This window comes from Aquimarina sp. AD10 (assembly GCF_003443715.1).
Taxonomy (GTDB): domain Bacteria; phylum Bacteroidota; class Bacteroidia; order Flavobacteriales; family Flavobacteriaceae; genus Aquimarina; species Aquimarina aggregata.
In genome coordinates this window covers 4,303,743-4,327,553 of sequence record NZ_CP031965.1, presented here as the reverse complement: position 1 = coordinate 4,327,553, position 23,811 = coordinate 4,303,743, and the positions used below count along the sequence as shown (strand labels likewise).

Below are 23,811 nucleotides of genomic sequence, written 5' to 3'. Positions count from 1 at the left end.
TTTGATTTTGTCTATTTAAAACATTTTTAGAATGAGGTTATTTACCGCTTTTATTTTATTTTCATTAGTCTCTTTTGCTCAAACCAAAAACACGTATCATATTTCTTTTGAAAATGCTGTTCATCATGAAGCCAATATAAAAGCTACTTTTTCTGATATAAAAACAGACATTTTTTCTTTACGAATGAGTAGAACATCACCTGGCAGATATGCTTTGCATGAGTTTGCCAAGAATGTATATAATGTTATTGCTACAAATAGTAAGGGTGAGGCTGTAAAAATAACACGCCCAAATCCACACCAATGGGACATTTCTGGACATGATGGAACAGTCACTATTTCATATGTTTTATTTGCAGATAGAGGAGATGGCACCTATTCTCAAATCGACGAAACCCATGCACACCTTAATATTCCTGCAACTTTTATATATGCCCCAAAACGTAAAGATCAACCAATCGATATAGTTTTCGAGCCTAGAAAAGATTTAAATTGGAAAATCGCTACACAACTAAACGCTATCGGAAACAATACATTTACTGCTCCAAATTTGCAATACTTCATGGATAGTCCTGTAGAGCTTAGTAATCATGCAACACGTGAGTTCAAAGTTGGCTCTAATGAGTCCGAATACACTATAAAGTTAGCCTTACATCATTTAGGAAGTGAAGAAGAAGTAAGCACTTATTTTGAAAAAATAAAAAAAATCGTAATACAAGAAAAAGCAGTATTTGGAGAATATCCAAAATTTGATAATGGCACTTATACTTTTCTTGCTTGTTATATGCCCCAAGTATCTGGTGATGGTATGGAACACAGAAATTCAACAATTCTTACCAGCCAAAATAGCTTAGCCAATGAAGGGATGAAAAAAAATATCGGCACTGTTTCACATGAATTTTTTCATGCATGGAACGTAGAACGCATTAGACCAAAAACACTTGAGCCTTTTGATTTCGAAAAAGCAAACATGTCTGGAGAATTATGGTTTGCCGAGGGCTTTACGAGTTATTATACTGGATTAATTTTATGTAGAGCTGGTATTATAAGTCAAGAACAGTATATAAAAGAGTTAAAAGGACCGTATAATTATGTGTGGAACTCACCTGCATTAGCATATTTCAACCCAACAGAAATGAGTTATCAAGCTCCGTTTGTAGATGCTGCAACATCTGTTGATCCTGTGAATAGAGAAAATACATTTATTTCTTACTACTCTTATGGTAGCGTTTTAGGTTTAGCCTTAGACCTATCATTAAGAACACTTAAAAACGATCGTAATCTAGATGGTTATATGAAGTTGATTTGGCAAAAATATGGAAAAACAGAAGTGCCTTATTCTAAAGAAAACCTGCTAACAAGTTTACAAGAATATGCCGGAGATGATTTTGCTAATAACTTCTTCAAAAAATATATTGACGACAGCAAAATTCCTGATTACAAAAAACTATTTGCTGATTTTGGTATCGTTATAAATGCTAATTCAGAAAAATCACACCTAGGTGCGTCTATAAAATTTGACAAACATAATAATGCTATTATTTCTAACTATTCTAAACAAGGCACTCCTATATACAAAGCTGGATTAGATAAAAATGATATCATTTTATCCTTAAACCAAGAATCGTTCACTAGTCAAGGTGAATTATCCAAAATACTCGAAAAATATAAGCCTGGTAGCAAAATAGAAATTCTGTACAAAAGATTTGAAAAAGAAATCAAAACAGAAATTATTTTAAGCAGCGATCCAAAAATTGAAACAGCCCTACTACCAAAGCCTAATAAAAAAGCTATAGAAAACCGTGAAAAATGGCTAACCGCTAAATAACAACTATTATGAATATAAACTTTACTATCGCCACTAGTGAAGAAGAATTGCAGCAAATCATAACTTTACAACGTAAAAATTTAACTGCTTCAATATCTACAAACGAAAAGCAAAAAGAAGGTTTCGTAACTGTTCAACATGATATTGAAGTTCTAAAAAAAATGAATGATACGCAAGCCCATATCATTGCTAAAAGTGGTGACACAGTAGTAGGATATGCCCTTTCGATGGTCAAAGAATTTCAGGATGAGATAGAAATATTAAAACCGATGTTTGCTAAAATAGACGAAATCCTAAATCCCACAACCACTTATATAACTATGGGTCAGATTTGTATCGATAAGGCTTATCGAAAACAAGGGCTTTTTAGAGGACTATATCAAACCATGAAAAAAGAATTAAGTAAAAAATACGAACTACTTATTACTGAAGTAGCTGCTAGTAATACTCGTTCTTTACAAGCCCATTATGCAGTAGGTTTCTCTGACCTATTAGTGTATACTTCTAATGATGTAATTTGGCATATTGTACAGTGGGATTGGCAATAAAAAGGGCCATAAAAGACCCTTTTTTCTAGTTTTCATTATTTACTGAATACCCAGAAAAGGGTTATAGGTATACACTTTACTAAAATTACCTAATCCATTAAAATATTCATCAATTAAATGAGCTGGATAGTATGCTAAACCACCAGCAAGTAATCCTTGGTTTCCACCGTCGTTTCTATCATCCCAATTCCATGGAGCATTAGCAGTACCATTACCATAAGATTTTTTGAAAGATTTACCGTTACTAAATAAACTAGTATTAAACCTCTGATCCCACATACCATCATTTTCGAAAATATTAATCAACTTATACTTCACGTTTCTATCATAAATATCAGATGGGTGTTCGCTAATTGTTTTACTTGGATAATACACTACATAATCATTGCCTCCTGGTTGTTGTTTTGAATGAGCCTTTATACCATGTCCTTTAGCTTCTGCCGAAGTCTTGAAACGGATAACACCCCTATCATTTTGTAAAGTTAATGTCCCATCTACATCCTGATTTCCACTTATAATTCCAGAATTGGGAGCTTTATAAGAGTAAAAATCAGAATGAAAAACAGTCACTATTCCCAACGCCTTACCATAAGAAGAATTGTCTTTTTCTACTATTGTTAATATACCTTCAAGGTCGTTTTCATGTTCATCAATTCTATATAAAAACCATATATCGGTCCAATCTCTAGGGTGAAAAAATGCGTAGATAATAAAATAATGTGTTGACGTTTCTACAATAGAATAATAACCCACGGCTTTACCTTTTATGGTATTGCTGGCTATATTGTTCCAATTATTTTTTGCATTTAGATCTCCATCAAAGTCATATCTGGTAATAAAATCTGCTTTTCCGTTTAATCCATGAGAACCTGTACGATCTACATCTTGATAATGTATCAGAGCATGATGATAGGCAAGATCATTATAGAAATTTTGGTTCTTCTGAGTCTTACGTTGGGATTGTGTTTGAATAAAATCATCACCTTTTTCACAACTAAAAAACACTCCGATTAGTATAAGAAAGATTAGCTTGTTTTTCATTTTTTAATAGGTTTTATGTTAGTTTGTGTTTCTAAAATTACTTTATAATAGCTCTCAACATATTACCTATAGATTAAGCAATTCTCATCAAAAGTTATCTTTACTACTAACAACACCTTTTTACACTTTTATAATTTACGAACCATCAGGATCATTGATTAATCTGCCATAACGGTACAGGAATAGCTGTATAACTTATCACTACATGAAGATGTTTGCTTAAAACCAATCCTATTAAAGTAATCTATTCTTTAACATTGATTTGTACGATTGTCCAATAGGAATGTTAGTTCCTTCTAATCTTATTTGATTACCTACAATGCTTTTAATAGAAAAAATATTTACCATAAAAGAACGATGTATTCGTATAAATTGATCTGCCGGCAACATTGTTTCAAAATGAGAAATAGACTCGTGTATCAATAACATTTCTTCTTTTAAATATAGTTTAGTATAGCTTCCGTAACTCTCCAAATATTTAATATCCGTTAATTTAACATGATGCGTCTCTTTATCTCCTTTTAAAAACACACTAGAACTAGTAGCTTCTGTAGCTTTTGCTGTTTTCTTTGGCACTTGCTCTTTTACTTTAATAATTTTGGTATATGATTTCAAAAAACGTTCAAAAGAAAATGGTTTTAATAAATAATCGCACACTTCTAATTCATAACTCTCTACAGCAAATTCTGAATACGCAGAGGTAATTACAATCATTGGCGGGTTGGTTAAAGTTCGCAAAAAATCCAATCCTTTTAATTTTGGCATTTCAATATCCAGAAATATTAAATCTACTTGTTCTTTTTGCAAAAGAGAAATAGCCTCAATGGCATTGTAGCAATTACCAACTAAGATTAAATCGGTTAGTGATACCGCATAATCTTCTATTATTGTATGCGCTATAGGTTCATCATCAACAATGATATAATTCATAATCTAGATATTAAGTAGTAAACTTGCCTTATAAATATTTCCTTCTGTGACAATATTAAACACGTAATCTTTTGCATATATAATCTCTAATCGCTTTTTTAGATTTTCTAAACCAATCCCTTTTGAACCATTAGAATCTTCTGATAAATCGAAGTTATTACTAACTTCGAATCGGATTTGATGATTTAAAACCGTTAAGTTTACATCTACAAAGGCATTATAAATCATTGAATCTACGCCATGTTTAAAAGCGTTCTCTAACAAGATAATAAACAAAAGCGGAGTGATCGTTACATTTTCGCATTGTATATTTTTAGTAAAAGTAATCGCTACTTTTTCATGATGTCGTATTTTTTGTAATTCAATGTAATTCTCAAGGTATTCTATTTCTTCTTCTATTTTTACTTCATTTTCTTTTCCTTTATAAATAACATAGCGCATAATTTCGGAAAGTTTTAAAATTAAATCTGGAGTTTGATCTGATTTTTGTTTCGCTAATCCATAAAGGTTATTTAATGTATTAAAGAAAAAATGAGGATTTACCTGTTGTTTTAACAATGCCAATTCGGCTTTTGCTTTATCTGCTTTTAGGTTTTTAAACCATTTCCATTGGTCATAAATCCATAATATGATAAATAATGGTAAGGGAAATAAGAATAGTATGAATACATCTAAATTTTCCTCGTGTGTTCTGCTACGTATCAACGTTATAAATAAAATAAAAAAAGCAAAAAGTATCCCGTAGAGACCTAAAATTAAAAATCTGTATTTCTGAAAGAATTTCGGAACTAATACATAAAAAACCCCTAACCAAAATAAAGTCAGTAACACAAATGTTATCGGATTATCAGGAACTCCCATATAGTCATCTATAAAAAACATAATTATAAAAACTACAGAGAGCGACGCTAACTTTATCAAAATAAGCTTGCGTTCTTTTAAGAAATTAAGTCCTTTTTTATTTTGATACTGTTGCACATACCACGACCAAAGAATATAACTACTAATTATAAAGAACAAAAATATACAGCTAACTCCTAAAACTTTATAATCCAATAGTCGTCCTAATACAAACCCTAACAACGCACCTACCCAACCAAGTATCATTACATAAAAAACCTTCTTTTTTCTGTGAAAAAGCAGTGCGTGCATAATCATAGAAACTACTAATCCCCAAAAAATAAAACCGATTAAATTAAAAAGTATTTCTTTTGAATCAATCCTTATAAAATCAACATATACAAGCCCTTGAACAATAATATAAAGGACAGCAAATCCATACGGGATAGCTTGGTATTTCTTTAAAAATGAAATCATAGACCAAAAGTAACAAACCTACATGCATTTTGATAAGTATATGCACAGACACTATCAAAATCTATACGAACACTTCTTTTTTTATTACGAGCAACATTGGTTTCCTTTTTTAAACTATCTATTCAATATTAATAGTGTTTATAAAAATTACTGGATTAGTTTTTTTACTCATTATATGTTCGTACCAGAATCAAAACTAATTCTTATGAACACATTACAAATAACTAATGTCTCCAAAACCTACGCTAATGGTGTAAAAGCACTGGATACCATTTCATTAACCATCCATAATGGAATGTTTGGATTACTGGGACCTAATGGAGCTGGTAAATCTTCCTTAATGAGAACAATAGCAACTTTACAAGAACAGTCATCGGGAAATATCCTTTTTAACGAAATTGATATTGTAAAACATCCACAGGAATTAAGAAATCAATTAGGGTACTTGCCACAAGAGTTTGGTGTTTACCCAAAAATCTCTGCACAAAAACTTTTAGATCATCTAGCTATTCTAAAAGGCATCATTAATAAAAAAGAACGCAAAGAACAGGTTGAGGCTCTATTGCTACAAACCAATCTATATCAACACCGAAAAAAAGCGGTACATACTTTTTCTGGAGGAATGCGACAACGATTCGGGATTGCTCAAGCATTGCTCGGTAATCCCAAACTAATCATTGTCGATGAGCCTACAGCTGGTTTAGACCCCGAAGAACGCAATCGTTTCTTAAATCTCTTAAGTGAAATAGGAGAACATATTATTATCATCTTATCTACTCATATTGTAGAAGACGTAAAGGATTTATGTTCTAATATGGCTATACTTAGTCAAGGCAAAATTATTACCGAAGGCATTCCGGCTAAGCTAACTGAAAAGTTAGAAGGCAAAATCTGGCACAAGATTGTCAAAAAGCAAGATCTAAAAAGTTATCAATCTGCTTTTAACGTAATTTCTACTCGCTTGATTTCTGGTAAAACACAACTTCATATACTCGCCGATAAAAAACCAGAAGCTGGATTTGAGCCTATACACCCAGGATTAGAGGATGTATATTTTAGCACACTACAAGGATAAAAAACAACTACAAAATTTACAGCTCATGTTTACTCAACTTTTTAAGTTCGAATGGCAATACCATTCTAAACAATTATCATTTTATATATTTTCTATAGTCTTTTTTGTTTTTGGTTTTTTTATGTCTTCAAGAGGCCGATTAGGAGGATCAGAAATAGTACAAAGCAATTCCCCTTATCAAATAAGTTTTTTTATAGGAATGTTTAGTTTGGTATCTGTTTTTGCTATTATGTTTTATTGCGTTAATGCAATGGTTCGAGATCGACAATACCATACAGAGGGTATTATTCACAGCACACCGATAAAGAAACACTACTTTTATTGGAGTCGCTTTTCTGGAGTATTTCTGATAAGCTTATTGGTGATGACATTAGCGCTTGTAGGCTTTGGTATCGGTACTTTTTTTCCTTCGCTACCAGAAAAATTTGCCCCCTTTACTATTATTCCTTATATATGGGTCTGGTTAACTATTTTGCTTCCTAATTTATTTATTCTTGTCTCCTTATTATTCTCAATTGCTTCCCTCTCAAGAAAAGCATTGACTATTTATATTGGCGCAATTTTTATATATGCATTGTATTGGGCATGTTCTATATTCTTAAATTCCCCAATGTTAGCCCAGGCTGTAGCTCCTTCTCCAGAGAATATGATCATTGCAGCTTTAGCAGATCCATTTGGTTTATCAGCTTTTTTTGAACAAACTATGTATTGGACACCTCATCAAAAAAATTCTCAACTTTTGTCTTTTTCTGGTTATTTTTTTTGGAATAGGAGTATCTGGACTCTATTTTCATTGTTTTTGCTAGGCTTAACATTTAGATTATTCTCATTCAGGAAAGGAAGTCAAAAAATTAAACAGAGTAAGACTCCTTCTATAATTTACCCGTTAACAAAAAAATACACACCAGTCTTAACTTCCCCTAAAACAAAAAAAGCACAACTTATAAGCCTGTTATCCTTAACAAAATTAGAACTAAGTACTATCTTTAAAAGCCTACCTTTTATAGCGGTATTACTGATATGGATTTTAATAGTGGTAACAGAAATATATAGTAGAGTTTTTGAAGGAGGCTCATATTATGATAGTCTATACCCAGTAACCTATCTTTTAATCGAATTAACAAAAGAAGTATTACCTATTTTAGGGTTAATTCTAATCATATTTTATAGCGGAGAACTGGTCTGGAAAGAACAAAATCTAAATTTCAATGGAATTGTGGATACCACTCCCACAGCTAATAGCACATTCTTTTTCTCAAAATATATAGCCTTACTTGTTTTACCAATGCTATTGATTTTAATCAATATTCTAATATCAGTAAGCTTCCAGATAATAGGAAATTATTTTCATTTCGGATGGCGTCAATATATTAACTTATTCTATTTCCAAGGTGTCGAAATGATCTTCTATGGGGTTTTAGCTTTATGTATTCAAAACATACTGCCAAACAAATATATAGGTATGTTTGTTTCCGCAATTTTAATCTTTGTGTTTGGTAGTACTTTAAGCAGTTTTATTGGTATTGAACATCCTTTATTAAAATTAGGCAGAACACCATTAGTTCAATATAACGACCTATCAGAATATGGGTATTACTTAAAACCTTTTCATTGGTACACCCTATATTGGTTAGCTTTAGGAGGTTTTTTTGTTTTATTAGCATTTAAATTATGGAGACGAGGTAGTATCGTTAACCTTAGATCTCGCTTACATCGCTTATTTTATAATTGGACGAAATTTGAAAAAAGCATCTTTATTTCATCTATTTTACTTTTGATCGGATCCGGAAGCTTTATTTTTTATAATGTCAATATTGTAAACGAATATGCATCTACAAATAAGCAATTAGACTTAGCCCAAGCATATGAATTAAAATTCAAGCAATATGACACCTTAGAAGAACTGTATCCTGTTGATATAAAAACAACTGTCGATATTTATCCAAATGAACAAAAATATACTGTAAAAGCTGATTATATCTTAAGCAATAAAAGTGATACTAAAATCACTACAGTTTTTATCTCTCCAAGAAAGCCACTACAATCGGTATTTCTAGAAAATGCGATCTTAATCGAATATGACTCTATTTTCAAGACTCATTTATTTAAATTAGAAAATCCACTTTTACCGGGTGAAAAAATACGTTTCAAATACCAGATAATCGTTAAAAACGAAGGCTTTGATACCAAAAATGATATTGTCAACAACGGTAGTTATCTACTACACTCTTCTTTTGAACCCTCATTAGGCTATAAAAATAGTAAAGAGATTAAAAATGCCGACGAACGCAAAAAACGCGGGTTACCTAAGTTAGAAAAAGAAAATACAGAAAATATTAACCTGCATGGTACTCCTGATAATTTGATAGGAAGAGTATCGTTTCAAACCTTGGTATCTACTCAATCAGACCAAATTGCCATTGCACCAGGAAACCTTATTAGCACATGGAAAAAAGATGACAGAAACTACTATCACTATAAAACCAATAATAAAGTATCTCCTTTACTTGGGTACTTTTCTGGACGTTATGAAGTACAAAAAGAAAAATATAATGGAGTAAGTATAGAACAGTATTTTCACCCAAAACACAATATGAATATTTCTTCAACAATGAAAGCCACGAAAGAGACATTAGCGTATTGTATTAAAAACTTTGGTAATTACTCGTTCGATCACCTTCGCATCGCAGAAATCCCATCACATTGGACGTTTGGAGGACAAGCTATGCCAGGAACGATTAGTATGGTTGAAGATAATTTTTATTTACTAGACCAAAGAAATACTGATGTTTTTGATCTCGTAGCAAAACGTACCATACATGAAGTTGCTCATCAATGGTGGGGACATATTTTAGTTCCTAAAATGACTGTAGGAGCAGGTTTTTTTATCGAAGGATTGGCTAAATACACTGAGATTGTAGTAATGGAAAAATATTATGGAAAAGGTGTGCTGTGGAATTTATCTGAAAATGCTAATAATCGATATTTTACAGGCCGTTCTCATACATCCGAACCAGAACCACCAGCTTATTTATCAAATGGTCAAAGTTACTTGCAATATGGTAAAGATCACACTATCATGCTAGCTCTAAAAGAATTAATAGGTAGTGAAAAAATAAATACTGTATTACAAAAAATGGTTTCTAAATATGGATATAAAGATGAATTTGAAATCGTGACTTTAGATTTTCTTGAAGAATTGTATCAAGTAACTCCGTACAAGTATCATGACTTAATAGATGATTGGTTTAAGCGTATTATTACTTATGAACTAAAAATAGGTAACACTTCATATAAAAAGCTTCAAAATGGTCAATACGAGATTATTCTAGATGTAATTACAAAAAGGTTTGAAACAAAAAAACAAGGCGAAGATCTTGAAATCCCTATTAAAGAACCTATACAAATAGGTGTATTTAGAAAGCATCCTAAAAAAGTTGGTCTTGATGATGATATCCTATATTTAAAAGCACATCAGTTTAACAAACATAAATCCCAGATCAAAATAATTGTAGATGACATCCCATCTTATATAGCAATTGATCCCTATGGCACAAGGTTAGATAAAAACAGAATTGATAATATAAAAAAAGTGGACTAATCAAAGCATAAAAAATCCCAAATTCTAATTTTTGAATTTGGGATTTTATTATTTTTCAAAATAATATAATTTGCTAATCAGCTAATACTATTACTTTATTATCTTTCATTTCGATAGCTCCAGAATTGATAGGAAGTAAAGTTTCGCCATTTTCACCTTTGGTGAATTTGTCTGCTACTTCTTCCTCTAAATTCATATCTCCATACACCTTTACATTACCTTTTGCCAGTAATGATATAATAGGTGCGTGATTATCCAACATTTGAAATTCTCCATCTACACCTGGCACAGCAACCGATGTTACTTCGCCACTAAATAATACTGCTTCTGGAGTTACTATTTCTAAATACATATCTTTTAGTATTGAGTATTGAGTCGTTAGTTTGATTATAATGAGCAATCAATTGATCTCATTAAAAACTAATTTCTCAGTACTATTTATGCTTCAGCCAACATTTTCTCACCAGCTTCGATAGCTTCTTCGATAGATCCTTTAAGGTTAAATGCTGCTTCTGGTAGGTGATCTAATTCACCATCCATAATCATATTAAATCCTTTAATAGTCTCTTTAATATCTACTAAACATCCTGGGATACCTGTAAATTGTTCTGCAACGTGGAAAGGTTGTGATAAGAAACGTTGAACACGACGTGCACGTCCTACCGCTAGTTTATCATCTTCAGATAATTCTTCCATACCTAAGATGGCAATAATATCCTGTAGTTCTTTATATCGTTGTAATAGCTCTTTAACGCGTTGTGCACAGTTGTAATGCTCATCACCTAAAATATCAGCTGTAAGAATTCTTGATGTAGAATCTAGAGGATCTACTGCTGGATAGATACCAAGCTCTGCAATTTTACGAGATAATACTGTTGTTGCATCTAAGTGAGCAAATGTAGTTGCCGGTGCTGGATCAGTTAAATCATCTGCAGGTACATAAACCGCTTGTACAGATGTAATAGATCCTTTCTTAGTAGAAGTAATACGTTCTTGCATCACACCCATCTCTGTTGCTAACGTAGGTTGGTATCCTACTGCAGATGGCATACGCCCTAGAAGTGCTGACACCTCGGAACCTGCTTGCGTAAAACGGAAGATATTATCTACGAAGAAAAGTACATCTTTTCCTTGTCCATCTCCAGCTCCATCACGGAAATATTCTGCAATAGTAAGACCTGAAAGTGCAACACGTGCACGTGCCCCAGGAGGCTCATTCATCTGTCCAAATACGAAAGTAGCTTTAGACTCTTTCATTACTTCTTTATCTACTTTAGAAAGATCCCATCCTCCTTCTTCCATAGAATGCATAAAGTCATCACCATATTTGATAATTCCTGACTCTAACATCTCACGTAAAAGATCATTTCCTTCACGAGTTCTTTCTCCTACTCCTGCGAATACAGAAAGACCACCGTGACCTTTTGCAATATTGTTAATCAACTCTTGTATCAATACTGTTTTACCTACTCCGGCACCACCAAATAATCCAATCTTTCCACCTTTTGCATATGGCTCAACAAGATCAATTACTTTAATACCTGTAAATAAAACCTCTGTAGAAGTTGATAAATCTTCAAACTTTGGAGCTTGACGGTGAATTGGAAGACCATCTTTTCCTGCTTTTGGAAGTTCACCAAGACCATCAATCGCATCTCCGATTACATTAAATAGACGTCCGTATACATCTCCACCTATTGGCATTTGGATTGCAGCTCCTGTCGCAACAACTTCCATTCCTCTGCTTAATCCGTCACTGGAGTCCATGGCTATAGTACGAACAGTATCTTCTCCAATATGAGATTGTACTTCTAATACTATTTTACTACCGTCTGTTTTATTAATTTCTAATGAATCGTAAATTTTTGGTAATTCGGAACCAGCTGCGAATTCTACATCGATAACCGGACCTACAATTTGAGATACTTTACCCGTAACTTTAGACATTATCTAACTATTTAATGTTTAGTATTTAACTATATGAAAAAGATTAAAATTCTATAACTAAAAATACTTCCCTTTTTCAGGCTGCAAATATAGTCTTTTAAAATAAAAAAATAGCGCCTTTTGTTTTGTTTTTTTTAAGAGGAAAAATACAAGCTTTTGTAAGTCGTTTTTATAGGCAAAATACTGTAAAACAATATAACAGCGGTCTACGTCTTACAACTACAAAATTATTTTCGCCCAAACAGTATAATAGCAAAGCCTGCCAAATACATTACTAACGTATAGATAGCTCCTGCAATACCAAAAGAAGTGTTTTGTAATGTGACTACAGCAATTGTAATTGCCAATGCAGAATTTTGGACCCCAGACTCTACTGCAATACTTATGGCTTGAGGTTTTCTTAGCTTAAGAACATATGCAGAAGTATACCCTAATACCATACTCAACACATTTAATAAGATTGTAGGTAATCCAGCTTGCTTAAAATAAGGGATGATATTATGACTTTCCTTAACAAATAAGGCTGTAGTAATAAATACTAAAAGCACCACCGATGCTATTCGCACAGGTTTACCCATTTTAACCGCAAAATTTTCTGCTTTTGCACGAATAAACATTCCAATAAAAACTGGCACAATGACAATAAACAGTAATTGTGTTATCATTTGGGGAACATTAAGAACAACTTTTTCTGCTTCTCCCAAAAATTCTTCTAATGCAAATTGAACAATAAAAGGTATTGTAATTATGGTAATAACACTCGATATTGCTGTAAGAGAAACAGATAATGCGGTATCTCCTTTTGCTAAATGAGCTATAACATTTGAAGTCGCACCTCCGGGACAAGCAGCCAAAATCATTATACCAATAGCTATTTCTGGTTCAAGATCCAATACCGAAACTAATACATACCCTATGATAGGCAAAAACAGCAATTGATTTACTAACCCTATAGCAATAGCTTTAGGACTCTTTACAATTCTTTTAAAGTCATTAACAGTAAGAGATAATCCCATCCCAAACATTATGATCATTAAGGATACTGCAATAATTATAGTTCCGGTCTCATTCATGTACTGTTACTATTTATAATTCAAAATCATATTTATACTCTAATAAAATCTAAGGCCACACTTATATCTTGCCACATGGGTTGAAATTGAAAGTATCCTGCTAATGGGAAACCAAGTTCGGCTCTTGTTTTCATTGCAACCTCATGGTCTATTTCAATTAATTTTTCGCCTGTTTGCATAGCTAATAGTTGAGCTTGACATGTTCTTTCCATAGTAATGAACCACCATGCCGCCTCATCTACAGAGTGCCCTACGGTTATCAAGCCATGATTTTGTAATATCGCTGCTTTAGTATCACCAAGTGCAGCTGCAATTCTCTTGCCTTCTTCTAATTCATTTACAATACCAGAATAATCATTAAAAAGCGTATGGTCTTTATAAAAAGCACATGCATCTTGAGTAATGGGTAATAATTCTTGACCTAGAGCTGAAAACGTCTTACCATAAACAGAATGCGCATGGGCTGCGGCTACTACATCAGGTCTAGCTTCATGTATTTGAGAATGAATGGCAAAAGCTGCTTTATTAAGTGGCAGGTTTCCTTCTACAACATCACCTTTATGATTAACCAACAACAAATCTGCAGGAGTAATTAAATTAAATGATAATCCAAAAGGATTTACCCAAAAATGGTCTTTATGTTTAGGATCTCTTACTGTTATATGTCCAGCAACACCTTCAGAAAATCCAAACTTTCCAAAAATTCTAAAAGCACCTGTCAACTTCTTCTTTAGATATTCTCTTTCTTGTAATGCATCATTAAATTTAGGAGGGAACGGGGTATTTTGGGGAAACATTTCTAACGGTGGGTTTGGTACTGCCATATTACTTTATTTTAATTATTAATATTCAATTTTGCCTTTTTAAAAAGCAATATTTCTTGGTACTCGGCATATCCTTTTTCTGTTAAATAAGGTGATAAAGTCCCCCAAAGTGCATTCATAGGAGAATCATAAGATACAGACGTATGTTTTCTATCAATAATAGATGTACTTGTACTCCAGAATGTACTAACCATCCATAAATTATGAATTATAATATCATAGTCGATCCTATCACTTTCTGGAATCAGTCTGCCTGATGCTATGAAATGATCAACCAATCTTCTTGCATCTTGAAATCTCTTGGAGGTAGCTACCTTATACCCATTCATAATCATGGGATATTCTTCTATCAAATAAGTGATATCAAGAAAAAAGAAGCTGTACTGTTTTTGTATTGCGTGAAATTTTCGAAACATTTCTTCAAAATGAGAAAGCGTAATAAGTCGATCTTTGGGCATCACATCTATTGAATTACTTAATATCTCCTCCTGTATAGCGGATAATAAATTTTCCTTTTTTTTGAAATGATACGTTAAATTACCTGGGCTTATTTTCATTATATCGGCAATATCTTTAACACTAACATTAAAGAATCCTTTTTTGTTAAAAAGGGTCACAGATTGCCTTATAATTTCTGATTTAGTATTTGACATATTATCGAATTAGTACAAATATACTAATTATGCATAAATAATAGTATAAACATACTAAATTCTTAATATTATATTTTTTGTACTTTTAAATAAACCCATGTTTTATGGAAACTTATGCTACAGCTTTAAGCTATGCTATACCAGGCTTTATCATTTTAATTTTGATAGAATATTTCATTGGTCGATATATTGGAGTAGTAACCAATCAAGGTATGGATACTATTTCGAGTATTAGTTCAGGGATTACTAATACTCTTAAGAACCTTATTGGTCTTACCATTATTATTGTTAGTTACGAATGGATGGTAAATCACTTAGCCCTTATTCAAATCAAATCTACAGTTCTCACATACGTTTTAACGTTTATTGGGCTAGATTTTGCAGGATATTGGTCTCATCGTTTTAATCATACTATAAATGTATTTTGGAATAGACATATTATTCATCATAGTAGTGAAGAATTTAATTTGGCTTGTGCATTGCGTCAGAATGTTTCGGCCATCGTTTCTATTTATTTCTTTTTATACATTCCGATTGCACTAATTGGTATTCCTGCTCACATTGTAGCTTTTATCGCTCCTATTCATTTTTTTGCACAGTTCTGGTACCATACCAAATTAATTAACAAAATGGGGATACTTGAATACATTATTGTTACTCCATCTCATCATAGAGTTCATCACGCTATTAATACAGAATATCTTGATAAAAACTATTCTGAAATTTTTATAATTTGGGATAAAATTTTCGGAACATTTCAAGAAGAGTTACCTGAAAAACCTCCTGTATACGGTGTTAAAAAACCAGTAAACACTTGGAATCCCTTCTTGATTAATTTTATGCATTTTTGGGGCATCCTAAAAGATGCCTGGCGTACCAAAAACTGGTTGGATAAAATCAAAATATGGTTCATGCCTACAGGTTGGAGACCCGAGGATATAAAAGAAAAATATCTGATTCTAGTTACCACAAATCCCTACAACAGGAAAAAATATGAAACCAACAACTCCTTACTATTAAAACTATGGTCCTGGACACAACTTGTTATTACGATAACACTAATGTATCATCTATTGATTAGTGTTGGTGATTTAGAATTTACTCAAATCTTATACTATGCTGCATTTCTAGCCATTTCAATATTTGCCTATACCTCATTGATGGACAAACACAATATCGCACTATATGCCGAAATAGTAAAAACCCTACTTGGAGCATATTTTATCAAACTATATAGTGGATGGTTTTATATTGACACTCTATTTAGCAGAGGGACTTATATTATAGGCATATACATTGTAGCATCATTATTATTTTCCATCTACTTTCAATTTTTTGAAAAAAACAATTAAGATCTTATCTAACAATCTATTGTACCAATAAAAAAATGCCCTCGAAAACGAAGGCATCTTGTATTATTTTTTAAGTTATTTACTGAAGCATTGCCGAGTAAAAAGTGGGGTAGTCGGCTGCTTTAACCATAGGTAAATTAGAGCCATAAGTTGTATTAATAGCTTCTGCCGCTTTATTAGCCAAGAATGCATACCCTCTTGCTGTAGGATGCACTCCATCAAGAGAAAATAATCCTCCAAAAACTAAATTTCCCTGTATTAAAAACTCATCAAACTGCAATCCACCTGCAGAAACCTGATCTAAAAGTTCATTTGCATTTACAAAAGCTAAACCAGCTCCCTGAACTGCAGCATTAATAACTCCATTAAATTGCTCTGTGGCAGTAGCGATTTCTTGTTGTTCTTCTGGCGTTAATACCCATTTATCTTCTAAAGGCAATGCGACTCCATTTACTGACAAAGGATTATTTGGATCGGCAAGTGTTCCTATAAAACTACTAGCCGGCAATACCAACAGGTCCTCTGCAGTAGCTTGTCTTATACTCACTAATTGCATATTGATTCCCGTTAAGTTGGTTAAATTTTCATCAAAAATTACAACAGCATTACCTTCACCTTCTGAAAAAGTAATTGTTCTTTTAGCTATTTCTAAATCAGCATTTTCTTGAGTAATAGCTCCATTACCTACTAAAAAAGCAAATGCCCCTACAATACCTGCATTATAATTAGCATATGCGGCATTTACGGCTGCAGCCGTAGCAGCATCTAAAGGAACTGGATTATGTGGAACAGTCGTAAAATGAGCAATAGAAGTTACATCAGGAATATTAAATGCAACACCTTTTGCACTTCCTGAGGTGAGTGTTGCAATAAGTCCATTATATGCATCTGTAAACATCCCAATATCTGTTATAGGATCTGTTCCATCCCCTCCAGATAAGGCATATCCTAAAACATCATTGTTACCAATCCAAAGAGAGAAAAAAGTTGGGTTTTGCGCCATTGCGTCTCCTAACACTGTGGCCGTTCCACCAGAAGCAATTCTCGCAAAATAAGGGTTTGCTGTTCCCATAGCCACTCCTGGAATACTACCATATCCCGGTGCCAATAAATGAAAACTTTTTGCACCTGGAATTCCCATATTATTAAATGATCCCGACAATGTACTTGTTACTTCTGTGGTAGGTTTTTCTGGTTCAAGATCAGTAGGTGGAGTAACTCCCAATGGAGTTGGACCCGATAAGCTAGGAGGAGCCGGATCTGGATCACTATAAAAATAAAGTCTAGGTCCCTGTATTTGATTTCCACCTAATAACAATCCACCTATATTATCATTCATTAAAGGCTGTTTAAATTCACCACCACCTGCCAAAGCAAATTGCTGTGCTAAAATATTTGGCATAGAGTTCTCTTGTCCAGCAATAAATAGGGCATTATCTGTAAATCCCGCTGTCAACGAATTTCCTAAAGCCACAAATGTCGAAAAATCAGCCGATCCAGAAGTGATCGGAACTTGATTTTCTGTTTCTGGAGTATCATCATCAGAGTCACATGCAAGAAATCCAAAAATTAATAGCGGTAATAACCATTTATATTGAGTATTCATCTGTTTTGTTTTAATTGTACATTTCTAATTAATTACTATAAATTGTTTATAGTTAAGCCAATATAGTATTGAGAACCTATGAGTCCTGTACCAAAGGCAGTAAAGTATTCGTCTCCACCTATATTGGTTGCACCTGCTTTAAGAGAAGTCTTCAATTTTGGAATCTTATAACTTATTTGTGCATCTATTACAGAAAAAGATGGCACATCTCCATTTTCAAAAGGTGCTTCCCAGAAATAATCATCACTCCATCTATAACTTGTATTAAATCCAAAATTCTTAAAAAGGTCCGCTTTTCCGAAAGATGCTTTTACTTTGTGTTTTGGAGTGTTAAAGTTTGTTTGAAAATCCGGATCTCTAGCTTTATCAAAATCTTGTTCGGCATAGGTATAATTTACTCCTATATTAAAACCTGCAATTTTAGTATCCACTCCTGCTGTAACACCAAAAGAAGTAATATCTACATCAGAATTCGTGTACGCTTGATACACCGTGAAATCTCTATTTTGAAGAGCCAGTAACGATAGTGCATTATCACCAACTTGACCGTAATATGGCACGATCACATTCTCTGTAGAAATAAAGTCTTTGTATTGGTTATAATACCCGCTAACATCAACAATAAATTTTTTGAGTTTTCCTCTATATCCTACCTCGAAAGCTGTTACTTTTTCGGGTTGTACAATTTGCGAACTTGCAGCTTCGGGTGCACCATTTGCTACAGAGGTCACTGAAAAAGCATTTTCGTAAGCGGCTCTACCGGTTATGGTAACACTATTACCTCCTATAATAGTTTGACCCGCTCCACTAACATCATCAAACACCCTTACGTCTCTATCTAAATTATCCGGTGCAGAACCTACTAATATTGCTCTTCCAACATCTAATCCTATATATAAATCTTGAGTTGTTGGGTTTCTAAATCCAGTTTGTACAGAAGCACGTAAATTATGATTTCTATTTTCACCTACTGTGTACCCTACAGAAACCCTTGGTGATAAGTTACCATCAAATAATTCAGCTTTATCATAACGTACAGACGCTGTTATTTTTAATCGTTCATCAGCTAATTTTTTTTGCAACTGCGTATATATCCCAAATTCTGAATATCGAATAGGACCATCAAAATCAGTAAAAATTGTACCTGAAGAATTTAATTTATATTCTCTGAAAGATCCTCCGACCTGAATGTCTGCAAAATCAGCTGTTAAGTGACTAAAATTATAGTTAACATCTGCATGTTTTAATTGTGTAGCATCCTGAAACTTAGAACCTGTGGCTAAGTTAGGGTCATTTATCACTTGATTAAAAGCACTAGCAAATTCTGCTGTTCCAGGAATTAATCTTCCTGTATCTGCAGTTTGTCTAGCAATAGCATGTGCTTGTTCTGGGAGCACTCCTTGTAAGCTAGCAGTGGCAAAAGCTCCTGCATATTCTCCAAACCAAGTGTTATCATCTTTCCAACTTCTATTAATATTTATACCTGTAAAACGAGTATCATAGGAATCTCCCGCATCTTCATCGGTAAAGTATCCTCTAACAAAAAAATTGTTGTTTTTAAATTCTAGCTTATGTTGTTGTAAGAAAAAATTCTTAATAGAATATCTATTTGCACCCTGATAAATAGTAGTACCTCTACCTACTTTTGCTTGATAAATGATTTCAAAATCATTTGCGAAAGGTCTATAATGTAGTGCTGCATCAAACTTAACACTTTCTGCCCTATTGGCATTTAAATCTAGTTCATTATACCCAGTCCTACTTACATCTTCATCAGGCAATAAGTTTTGAGCTCCTGCTGGTAATATACCGGCGTTTACTAGCGCCTGCCCAACACCTCTTATATTTGTACTTACCTCATCACCATAAACATTAAGTCCATCATAAGCAGGATCTGTACGATCAGTAGCTGGGTTTAAAACATTAACTGTACTTGATGCGGCCCAATCTGTACCTCTTAAATAGGAGAAATTTACTTTTGCAGCAAATTTATCAGAAAATTTATGAGCAAGTCTGATTCCATAATCATAGAACTCATTATCACCTGCAACATCTTGAGAGGTTATACCCCCTTTAAAATATGCACTAATTCCTGTATGATCAAATGGGTTTTTACTGGTCATAAATAAAATCCCATTAAATGCATTAGCCCCATATAAGGCCGAAGAAGCACCTGGTAACAGTTCAATACTATTTACATCCAACTCTGTGATACCTAAAAGATTCCCCAAAACAAAATTCAGTGCTGGAGAAGAGTTATCCATACCATCTACTAATTGAACAAAACGGTTATTTGCAAATGTGGTAAACCCTCTTGTATTTATTGACTTAAAGGTTAAACTATTGGTATTAATATCAACTCCTTTTAGATTCTCTAAACCATCGTAGAAATCAGCAGCTGGGGTATTTTTTATTTGTTTGATCCCAAAACGCTCAACACTCACTGGTGACTCAAAAATACGTTCTGGTGTTCTTGATGCTGAAATTACCACTTCGTCTAACTCTGTACCTTCTTTAAGAGTAATTGTTATATCAGATGTATCAGACGATATTGTTATGGTATTTGCTTCGAATCCCACACTACTAACTAGAAGAGTGAAGGGAGGTGATTGATCAACTGTTAGGGAAAATAACCCATCAAAGTCCGTAACCGTACCCACAGCAGACCCTTGTACTTTAATATTAGTTCCAGGGATTGGTTGATTATTATCATCCACAACCTTCCCTTTAACTGTTGTTTGTGCAGTAGTAATACTACTTACTATCAGCATTATTGCTAATGTAATTGTTCTCATACCCCTTTATTTTATAATTATAAGAACAATATACGTTTTTTTAGGAATTATTTAATAAAATAGCCAAATCTTTGTGTTTTTACATCATTAACAGGCATAAATTAGCAGTATTGTTAATACAACTATTAGCAGTAAATTTGTTTAAGATTTTTTAAAGAGAGGAATAAAAAAAGCCTGTCTGATAAAAATCAAACAGGCTTAAAATATTTTAATGATACTATTTTTCTTATAGATTATTTATAATCAAACCTATATAGTACTGAGAACCAATAAATCCAGAACCAATAGCCGTAAAGTATTCTTCTCCAGTAATATTATTAGCTCCAATTTTTAGCTTAGTTTTAAGCTTAGGAATAGCATAGTTAATTTGTGCATCAACAACAGTAAAAGAAGGTATCATTCCTGTTCCGAAATCTGATTCCCAAAGGTATTCGTCACTCCATCTTCCACTCACGTTAAAACCAAAATTCTTAAACAACTCTTCTTTACCAAATGTTGCTTTTACCTTATGCTTAGGCGTATTAAAGCTACTCACAAAATCAGGATCTTTACTTTGATCAAAGTCTTGTTCAGCAAAAGTATAATTCACTCCTAAGTCAAAACCTTTAACTTGAGTTGTTACACCTGCGATAAAACCATAAGAGCTAATATCCACATCAGAATTAGTAGAAGCTGTAAATATTTTTCTAGTCTGAATATTTGCAGCAGCCGTAGCAGCAGCAGCTTGTTCTGCTGGTGTACCATTTACTCTACCTACACCTGGAACTATTACACTTTCATTAGCAATAAAGTCTTCATATTGGTTATAGTACACACTACCATCTAAAACAACAGATCCAAATTGTGCTCTATACCCAACTTCGTAAGCCGTAATTTTTTCAGGCTTTACAATATCAATATCTGCTGCTACAGGATTTCCTTCGAGCACAGATCTAGCCGAGAAAGAATTCTCGTAAGCATCTCTTCCTGTAATTTGGTTACCAGAAGGGTCTTGGATAACATATCTATCAAGGTTATCAGGTGCAGAACCAAGTAAAGCATTTGCTCCGATATCTAAACCAATATATAAATCTTGGGTAGTTGGGTTTCTAAAACCTGTTTGTATAGATGCACGAAGGTTACGATTTCTGTTAGCTCCTAAAGTATATCCAACAGAAAACCTTGGAGAGAAATTACCGTCAAATAACTGAGACTTATCATAACGAACAGATCCAGTAATTTTTAATCTATCATCTAACAATTTCTTTTGAACTTGAGTATACACCCCAAATTCTGAATACTTAATAGGTCCATCGGCATCAGTAAAAACAGTACCAAAAGAATTTAGTTTATATTCTCTAACAGAACCACCCACTTGAATATCTGCAAACTCACCAGTAATATGACTAAAATTATAATTGGCGTCTGCATGTGTAAATTGTGATTCATCTTTCACTCTAGATCCTTCTGTTAAATCAGGATTTGCTGTTACCGCATCAAAAGCTGCGTTAAATTCAGGAGTTCCCGGAATTAAACGTCCAGTTTCTGCTACTTGTCTAGCAGCAACGTGAGCTTGCTCTTCTGATCCAGTAGCGCCTAAAGCTGCAAGATAAGCTCCTGCATATTCTGCGAACCACTGATTGTCACTTTTCCATGCTCTGTTAACATTTATACCTGTAAAACGAATATCATATGAATCTCCTGCATCAGAAGCGGTCACATATCCTCTTACAAAGAAGTTATCATTTTTAACTTCTAATTTATGTTGTTGTGAAAAGAAATTTCTTAATGAAGTTCTATTGGCATCTTGAGTAACAGTAGTACCTCTACCAAACCTTCCGTTATAAATAACTTCAAAATCATTTGCAAACGGTCTATAGTGTAAAGCTGCATCAAATTTTAAACTCTCAGCATCATTTTCGTTAAGGTCTGCTTCATTATAACCAGTTCTACTTACCAAAGTATTTGGTAATAAGCTCGCCTGAGCTGGAGTTAATAAGTTATTTTGTACCAATTGCGCTCCAACTCTGTCTAAGGTTTGTGCAACAACATCTCCATATACATTCACTCCATCATAACCAGGATCATTTTCTCTTGTAGAATTTGGGTTTCTTAAATCTTGTTTATCTGCAGCAACCCAGTCAGTACCTTTTAATATAGATAAATTTACTTTGGCAGCGAACTTATCTGAAAAAGCATGTGCTATTCTTACACCTACATCATAAAACTCATTATCTCCTCCAGCATCTTGAGAAGTAATACCACTTTTTGCATAAGCACTAATTCCTTGATGATCGAATGGGTTTCTACTATTCATAAATAGTATCCCGTTAAATGCATTCGCACCATATAAGGCCGAAGATGCTCCAGGTAGTAATTCTACACTTTGCACATCTAATTCACTCATACCAATAAGGTTTCCTAACACAAAATTAAGTGCTGGTGCTGTATTATCAATACCATCAACTAATTGTACAAATCTTGTATTCGCAAAAGTTGCAAAACCTCTAGTGTTAATTGACTTTAATGTTAAACTATTGGTATTAATATCAACACCTTTTAAATTTTCAAGACCGCCATAAAAATCTGCAGAAGCCGTATTCTTAATTTCTTTTGCACCAAATCTCTCGATACTTACTGGTGATTCAAATAATCTTTCCGGCGCTCTAGATGCAGAAATTACTAATTCATCTAAAAAAGTAATGTCTTCTAAGACAATTGTAATGTCTTGTCCTGCTGAAGTAACTTCATACGTAGTGGGATCAAAACCAATACTGCTAGCCTCTAAAGTAAAAGGGTAGTCTTTGTCTGATGTTAACGTAAAATTTCCATCAAAATCTGAGATTGTAGAAATTGATGTTCCTTTTATTGTAATACTAACGCCTGGAATTGGTGCATCGAAGCCATCAATAACCCGACCAGTGATTACATTCTGTGAGATGCCTATGGTACTGACCAAAAACATTAGAACTAGTGTAATTGTTTTCATAAGTAGATTCTTAATTTATTTATTTAAGTCGATTGTTTTCTTATGCATGCACAAGAAATTTCACAATTGGGATGCAAAAGTACAATTTTTTGATTAAAAACAAAGTTAAATTGCTTTTTAACGTTAAAAAATGTTGTTTAGCGATTATAAATGTTAAGGTAATTATAAAAAATTAAGTTTTCTTTAAACCTTAATTTCATGTAAGTAACTGACTAATAGGCATGTATTTAAATTTAGGAAAAATATTTCAAAA

16 protein-coding genes are annotated in these 23,811 nt (G+C 33.2%); 5 read left to right on the top strand and 11 right to left on the bottom strand.

Annotated features, from left to right (window positions below):
- Positions 1-31 precede the first annotated feature (31 nt).
- On the top strand, positions 32-1,828 hold the full coding sequence (locus tag D1816_RS17835; RefSeq protein WP_118504604.1) for a M61 family metallopeptidase: 1,797 nt from the start codon (positions 32-34) through the stop codon (positions 1,826-1,828).
- An 8-nt stretch (positions 1,829-1,836) separates the two neighbouring features.
- The gene (locus tag D1816_RS17830; RefSeq protein ID WP_118504602.1) at positions 1,837-2,376 is read left to right on the top strand and encodes a GNAT family N-acetyltransferase; all 540 of its coding nucleotides are present in this window, start codon (positions 1,837-1,839) and stop codon (positions 2,374-2,376) included.
- A 39-nt stretch (positions 2,377-2,415) separates the two neighbouring features.
- Here the strand turns inward: D1816_RS17830 and D1816_RS17825 are convergent, their stop codons facing one another.
- From D1816_RS17825 to D1816_RS17815, 3 genes are all read right to left on the bottom strand, one after another.
- Positions 2,416-3,417 (bottom strand): hypothetical protein, encoded by a 1,002-nt coding sequence (locus tag D1816_RS17825; RefSeq protein ID WP_118504600.1) that lies wholly within the window; start codon positions 3,415-3,417, stop codon positions 2,416-2,418.
- Positions 3,418-3,651: 234 nt separating this feature from the next.
- On the bottom strand, positions 3,652-4,347 hold the full coding sequence (locus D1816_RS17820; RefSeq protein ID WP_118504598.1) for a LytTR family DNA-binding domain-containing protein: 696 nt from the start codon (positions 4,345-4,347) through the stop codon (positions 3,652-3,654).
- Positions 4,348-4,350: 3 nt separating this feature from the next.
- Entirely contained in the window at positions 4,351-5,664 is a 1,314-nt protein-coding gene (locus tag D1816_RS17815; protein ID WP_118504596.1) for a sensor histidine kinase, read from the bottom strand.
- Positions 5,665-5,869: 205 nt separating this feature from the next.
- On the opposite strand from D1816_RS17815, the gene D1816_RS17810 reads away from it, so the two are divergent.
- Both D1816_RS17810 and D1816_RS17805 read left to right on the top strand, forming a co-directional pair.
- A complete protein-coding gene (locus D1816_RS17810; RefSeq protein WP_066315727.1) occupies positions 5,870-6,739 on the top strand; it encodes an ABC transporter ATP-binding protein in 870 nt (289 codons plus the stop codon).
- Between the two features lie 25 nt (positions 6,740-6,764).
- Positions 6,765-10,340, top strand: a complete 3,576-nt coding sequence (locus D1816_RS17805; RefSeq protein ID WP_158597737.1) for a M1 family aminopeptidase — start codon at positions 6,765-6,767, stop codon at positions 10,338-10,340.
- Positions 10,341-10,413: 73 nt separating this feature from the next.
- Here D1816_RS17805 and D1816_RS17800 read toward each other — a convergent pair whose 3' ends face one another.
- The 5 genes from D1816_RS17800 to D1816_RS17780 form a co-directional block, all read right to left on the bottom strand.
- Entirely contained in the window at positions 10,414-10,692 is a 279-nt protein-coding gene (locus tag D1816_RS17800; protein WP_066315724.1) for a F0F1 ATP synthase subunit epsilon, read from the bottom strand.
- A gap of 86 nt (positions 10,693-10,778) precedes the next feature.
- Positions 10,779-12,287, bottom strand: coding sequence for a F0F1 ATP synthase subunit beta (gene atpD, locus D1816_RS17795; RefSeq protein WP_118504592.1), 1,509 nt, complete (start codon positions 12,285-12,287; stop codon positions 10,779-10,781).
- A gap of 227 nt (positions 12,288-12,514) precedes the next feature.
- Entirely contained in the window at positions 12,515-13,360 is an 846-nt protein-coding gene (locus D1816_RS17790) for a bile acid:sodium symporter family protein (RefSeq protein ID WP_118504590.1), read from the bottom strand.
- Between the two features lie 32 nt (positions 13,361-13,392).
- The gene (locus D1816_RS17785) at positions 13,393-14,184 is read right to left on the bottom strand and encodes a class II aldolase/adducin family protein (protein ID WP_082832487.1); all 792 of its coding nucleotides are present in this window, start codon (positions 14,182-14,184) and stop codon (positions 13,393-13,395) included.
- 11 nt (positions 14,185-14,195) lie between these two features.
- A complete protein-coding gene (locus D1816_RS17780) occupies positions 14,196-14,837 on the bottom strand; it encodes a TetR/AcrR family transcriptional regulator (RefSeq protein ID WP_066315718.1) in 642 nt (213 codons plus the stop codon).
- Positions 14,838-14,941: 104 nt separating this feature from the next.
- Here D1816_RS17780 and D1816_RS17775 point away from each other — a divergent pair, with 104 nt between their 5' ends.
- Entirely contained in the window at positions 14,942-16,189 is a 1,248-nt protein-coding gene (locus D1816_RS17775; RefSeq protein ID WP_118504588.1) for a sterol desaturase family protein, read from the top strand.
- Positions 16,190-16,268: 79 nt separating this feature from the next.
- Here D1816_RS17775 and D1816_RS17770 read toward each other — a convergent pair whose 3' ends face one another.
- From D1816_RS17770 to D1816_RS17760, 3 genes are all read right to left on the bottom strand, one after another.
- Positions 16,269-17,795 carry a G-D-S-L family lipolytic protein gene (locus D1816_RS17770; protein WP_066315709.1) on the bottom strand — a complete coding sequence of 509 codons (1,527 nt, stop codon included), beginning with the start codon at positions 17,793-17,795 and terminating at the stop codon, positions 16,269-16,271.
- 35 nt (positions 17,796-17,830) lie between these two features.
- On the bottom strand, positions 17,831-20,590 hold the full coding sequence (locus D1816_RS17765) for a TonB-dependent receptor domain-containing protein (RefSeq protein WP_118504586.1): 2,760 nt from the start codon (positions 20,588-20,590) through the stop codon (positions 17,831-17,833).
- A gap of 226 nt (positions 20,591-20,816) precedes the next feature.
- Positions 20,817-23,558, bottom strand: coding sequence for a TonB-dependent receptor (locus D1816_RS17760; protein WP_118504584.1), 2,742 nt, complete (start codon positions 23,556-23,558; stop codon positions 20,817-20,819).
- Positions 23,559-23,811: the final 253 nt, after the last annotated feature.